The following is a 4,978-nucleotide window of genomic DNA, read 5'->3' as shown; positions in this document are numbered from 1 at the left end:
CTACGACAAACGCGGATACGTCTACCTCGGAACCGTCACCGCAGCAGCCCTGGTCATCTGGCTCCGCACATGATCGACCGGACAAGTCCTAGTCGGTGATGGCGAAGACCAGCAGGCCCTCCAGCGGCTCCGGGAGCACCTCGACGTGTTGCACCGTCGCCCGGGGCGGGCCGTGGTGCATCCAGGCCACCATCTGCTCCACCGGTGCGTCGTCGCCCTCGAAGGCGGCCTCCACACGGCCGTCCGGCAGGTTGCGGACCCAGCCGGCCACGCCCGCCTCGGCGGCGGCCCGCCGGCAGGAGTCGCGGAAGAACACGCCCTGCACCGTGCCCGACACCAGTACCCGCCGCCGGATCACCCGCGTCCACCTCGCCCCGCTCGCCGCTGTCACTGCCCGCAAGGTATACCGCAGGCGGGGGCGGGCGCGGCGGCAGGCACGGCCGTCAGTTCGCGACCGCGGCCTGCGGTGCGGCGGCGGGAGCGCGGTCGTCGATGGAGCGGCCGAACGGCCGCCAGGCGAACACCGTCAGCACCGCCATCACCACCGCCGAGAACCAGAACGGGCCGGTCAGGCCGAACGCGCGGGCCAGCGGGCCGCCGATCAGCGCGCCCAGCGCCGAACCGCCCACCGCCAGCGCCATGAAGACGCTCATCACCCGGCCGTACAACTCGCTCGGCACCGCCCGCTGCACCAGCGTCCGGTCCACGCCCATCCACACCGCGCCGTGCACGCCGAACACCGCCAGCACCACGCCCGCCACCCACGCCGAACCCGCCAGCGCCAGGCCGACGTGCGTCAGCGTCTCCAGCACCAGGCCCACCCGCAGCAGCACCGAGGACGAGAACCGCGCCTGCAGCCGCGGCGCGACCGCCGCACCCAGCAGGCCGCCCACCGCGCCCGCCGACATCAGCACGCCGTAGCCGAACGCCGACAGGCCCAGGTGCTCGCGCGCGTACAGCACCATGACGGAGAACCCGGCGATCAGCGTCACGTTCATCAGGCACAGCGCCAACGTCAGCGTCCGCACCGCCGGGCGGCCCCACAGCCAGCGGACGCCCTCGGTGAACTGCCGGCGCATCGGCAGCCGGGCGGCGGACGGCCGCGGCTCCTCGCGCGGCAGCAGCCGCAGCATCGACAGCAGGGCCGCCGCGCCCGCGAAGCTCGCCGCGTCGACCGCCAGCGGCAGACCGGCCGCCACCCCGAACAGGGCCGCGCCCAGCGGCGGGCCGGACAGCTTGTTGAGCACCGAATACGCGCCGAACAGAAGGGAGTTGGCGCGCGGCAACTGCTCGGAGGGGACGACGGCGGGCACCAGCGCCAGGGCGGCGTTGTCGCCGAGCGCCGCGCAACTGCCCAGCAGCAGACCGATGGTGTAGATCAGCGGCAGCGAGGCCGCCCCGGCGAACACCGCCGCCGCCAACACCGCCGTCAGCACGGCCCGCGCCGCGTTCATCGCCACCGTCAGCCGCCGCCGGTCCACCCGGTCGACCAGCACCCCGCTCACCGGCGCCAGCACCAGCCACGGCAACTGCTGGGCGAACACCGACAGGCCGACCAGCACCGGATCCCTGGTCAGCGACGTCACCAGCAGCGGGGCCGCCGCCGCCACGATCCCGTCCCCGAGCGTCGAGACCGCCGACGCCGACCACAGCACCCCGAACGCCCGACCCAGCCCACCGGACCGCCCCACCCCGAGTCACCCCCCACCGCGCCGGATCTCCGCAAAGGCCCGACGCTAACGGCGGAGCCCGCCGGCCGCACCCGGTTTTCCCGGCCCGCCCCGGCGGACGGGCGGCGGGCCAGGACGGCCGGGCCGGTAGGATCGGCAGGCACTGACAACGTTGACATGCCGTCGGTGCCGCCGCCCAGCCACCCCGCCGACCCCGTTGTGGAGCACCACCATGCCCTTGGCGCTCGTCGCCCTCGCCATCACCGCGTTCGCCATCGGCACCACCGAATTCGCCGCCATGGGACTGCTCCCGCAGATCGCCGACAGCCTCCAGGTGTCCATCCCGCACGCCGGCTGGCTGATCTCCATGTACGCGATCGGCGTCGTGATCGGCGCCCCGCTGCTCACCGTCGGCGCCGCCCGACTGCCCCGCAAGGCCGTCCTGGTGGGCCTCGCCGCACTGTTCACCGCCGGCAACCTGCTGTGCGCGATCGCCCCGAACTTCGGCTTCCTCGCCGCCGCCCGGCTGATCGCCGGACTCCCGCACGGCGCGTTCTTCGGCGCGGGCGCCGTCGCCGCCGGCGAACTCGTCGCCCCCCACCTGCGGGCCCGCGCCGTCTCGGTGATGTTCTCCGGCCTGACCGTCGCCAACATCGTCGGCGTCCCCGCCGCCACCCTGCTCGGCCAGCACCTGGGCTGGCGCGCCGCGATGCTCGTCGTGGTCGTCGTCGGCCTGCTCGGCGCCCTCGCCATCGCCCGCCTCGTCCCGCACCTGCCCACCCACCACGGCGGCGGCGTGCGCAGCGAACTCGCCGCGTTCCGCAGCGGCCAACTCTGGCTCGCGCTGGCCACCGTGATGTTCGGCTGCGCCGGACTGTTCGCCTGCTACAGCTACATCACCCCCGTCCTCACCGAGGTCGCGGGCTTCGCCGACTCCTCCGTCACCGTCATCCTCGCGCTGTTCGGCGTCGGCATGACCCTCGGCAACGCCATCGGCGGCTACGCGGCCGACCGCGCGCTGCGCCCGTCGCTGTGCGCCGCGTTCCTGGCGATGTCCGGCGCGCTCGCGCTGTTCGCCGTCACCGCGCATGCCCGGTGGTCGGCCGCCGTGACGGTGGTGCTGATCGGCATGGCCGGGTTCGCGACCGTGCCCACCGTGCAGACCCTGGTGATCCAGAAGGCCCGCTCGGCGCCCACGCTGGCGTCCGCGACGGTGCAGGGCGCGTTCAACGCGGCCAACGCGCAGGGCGCCTTCTACGGCGGGCTCGCACTCTCCGCCGGCCTCGGCTGGACGTCGCCCACCCTGGTCGGCTCCGGCCTGGCGCTGCTCGGCTTCCTGATCGCCGCCGGGGCCTGGGCCGCGGACCGCAAGGAGCCGGTCGCGGTGGCGGACCAGCCCGTGGCGGAGCGGCCGGTGGCCGCCGTGCACTGACGGGACGTCACCCGGCGGAGCGACGGCGGTACGATCACCCGACCTTCCGCGCCGGCGTGCCGGGCCGCGCGGAGTCCCCTCCCAGGAGCCGCCGATGCCCAGCACCGAAGCCGCCGCCGTCCCCGTCCCCGTTTTCGGCCGGGTCGGCGTCCTGCTGCCCCGCGACCTGCCCGCGCGGGACCTGTACGCGTACGCGCGCCGGGCCGAGGAACTGGGCTTCGACGAGCTCTGGGTGGTCGAGGACCTCGGCTGGCGCGGCGGCATCGCGCAGGCCGCGACCGTGCTCGCCGTCACCGACCGGATCACCGTCGGCATCGGCATCCTGCCCGCCGGCGCCCGCAACGTGTGCTTCGCCGCCATGGAACTCGCCACCCTCGCCCAGCTCCACCCCGGCCGCACCACCATCGGCATCGGCCACGGCATGCCCGACTGGATGCGCGCCGCCGGGGCCTGGCCGGCCAGCCCGCTCACCCTGCTCACGGAGTACACCACCGCGCTGCGCGCCCTGCTGCGCGGCGACACCGGACCCGCCGACGGCCGGTACGTGCAGTGCCACGGCGTGCGGCTGACGGAGCTGCCGCAGGTGGTGCCGCCGGTGATCCTCGGCGTGCGCGGCCCCAGGTCGCAGGCCGTGGCCGGGCAGGCCGCCGACGGGCTGCTGCTGGCCGAACCTGCCGCGCCCGCGTACATCGCGGCCTCCCGCCGCCACCTGCGCCCCGACGCCGCCGTCGTCACCTACGACGCCGCCGCGATCGACCCGGACGAGCGGACCGCCCTCGACCGGGCACGCGACGGCCTGGCCGCGATCGGCGAACCCGACTGGGCCGCCCACATCGACCCCCTGCCGTTCGCCGCCGAGCTGCGCGCCCACCGCGCGGCCGCCGCCGACGGCGCCGAGTTCGCCCGCACCCTGCCCGCCGAGTGGGTCCGCGCCCTCGCCGTCGCCGGCACCCCCGCCCAGGCCCGCGCGGCCGTCGCCGCCCGCCACGCCGCCGGCGCCACCACCGTCGTCCTCGCGCCGACCGGCCCGGACGCGCTGAAGGAGCTGGAGTCGCTGGCCCTGGCGCTGCCGGCGTAGCGTCCCGGAGTCCGGCGGGCCCCGAACTGCGGGACGCGGTGCGGCGGGTGGACGAGAGCCGGGACGAGGAGGAGCGGTCGCCGGTCGATCCGCCGGTGCACGGGATCGTCCCGCTGTCGGCGGCGGCCGTGCGCCGGTGCGCTCCGCGGGGGCCGGGTCAGAGCGGGGTGCTGCCGCTGCTGCCCTCCAGGACGAGCAGCAGACGGGCGAGGTCGCGGGACAGGTCCTCGCGTTCGGTGGGGGTCAGGCCCGCGAGCAGGGTCCGGTCGTGGGCGAGGAGGTCGGGGTAGAGCCGGTCGATCAGCTCGGTGCCCGCCGGGGTGAGGGAGAGGTGGGAGACGCGGCGGTCGCGGTCGTCGGTGCGGCGGGCGACCAGGCCGCGTTCCTCCAGCTGCCGCAGGCGCTTGGTGACCGCCGCGCCGGAGGCGAAGGTCTCCCGGGCGAGTTGGGAGGGCGTCAGCTCGCGGCCGGTGCGGCGCAGCGCGCCGAGGAGGTCGAACTCGGGCCGGGTGAGGCCCTCCCGGGGCAGCGGTCCGGTCCGGCCCTGTTGCAGCAGGGCGGCGATCCGGTTGATCCGGCCGAGCACGGCGATCGGCCCGGTGTCCAGGTCGGGGTAGGCCTGTTGCCACTGCCGCAGCACGCCCGCGACGGCGTCCTCCACGTGCGGTGCTCCATCTCTGTGCGGCTGGTCGGGCTTCGATCGTAGGGCCTGTCCGGCCGATCTTGCCGGGCGCGCGACGCCGGATCATCCCGCCTGGAAGCACCGGCAAACCATCCAAGTACACCCAGTACGAGGAC

General features: G+C 75.6%; 5 protein-coding genes. 2 read left to right on the top strand and 3 right to left on the bottom strand.

Going from position 1 to position 4,978, the window contains the following annotated elements:
* Positions 1–88: 88 nt before the first annotated feature.
* Positions 89–358, bottom strand: coding sequence for an acylphosphatase (locus ACWEMJ_RS33725; RefSeq protein ID WP_452140955.1), 270 nt, complete (start codon positions 356–358; stop codon positions 89–91).
* Positions 359–443: 85 nt separating this feature from the next.
* Complete coding sequence (locus ACWEMJ_RS33720; RefSeq protein WP_452140954.1) at positions 444–1,691, bottom strand: MFS transporter; 1,248 nt, start codon at positions 1,689–1,691, stop codon at positions 444–446.
* Positions 1,692–1,902: 211 nt separating this feature from the next.
* Between ACWEMJ_RS33720 and ACWEMJ_RS33715 the strand changes: the two genes are divergently transcribed.
* Both ACWEMJ_RS33715 and ACWEMJ_RS33710 read left to right on the top strand, forming a co-directional pair.
* Positions 1,903–3,102, top strand: coding sequence for an MFS transporter (locus tag ACWEMJ_RS33715; RefSeq protein WP_452140953.1), 1,200 nt, complete (start codon positions 1,903–1,905; stop codon positions 3,100–3,102).
* A 94-nt stretch (positions 3,103–3,196) separates the two neighbouring features.
* Positions 3,197–4,180, top strand: coding sequence for an LLM class flavin-dependent oxidoreductase (locus tag ACWEMJ_RS33710; protein WP_452140952.1), 984 nt, complete (start codon positions 3,197–3,199; stop codon positions 4,178–4,180).
* 157 nt (positions 4,181–4,337) lie between these two features.
* Here ACWEMJ_RS33710 and ACWEMJ_RS33705 read toward each other — a convergent pair whose 3' ends face one another.
* Entirely contained in the window at positions 4,338–4,841 is a 504-nt protein-coding gene (locus tag ACWEMJ_RS33705) for a MarR family winged helix-turn-helix transcriptional regulator (protein ID WP_452140951.1), read from the bottom strand.
* Between the last annotated feature and the right edge of the window lie 137 nt (positions 4,842–4,978).

Source organism: Kitasatospora sp. NPDC004531, assembly GCF_053602195.1.
Note: the sequence above shows the minus strand (reverse complement) of the source record. Positions and strands in the feature narration are given on the sequence as shown.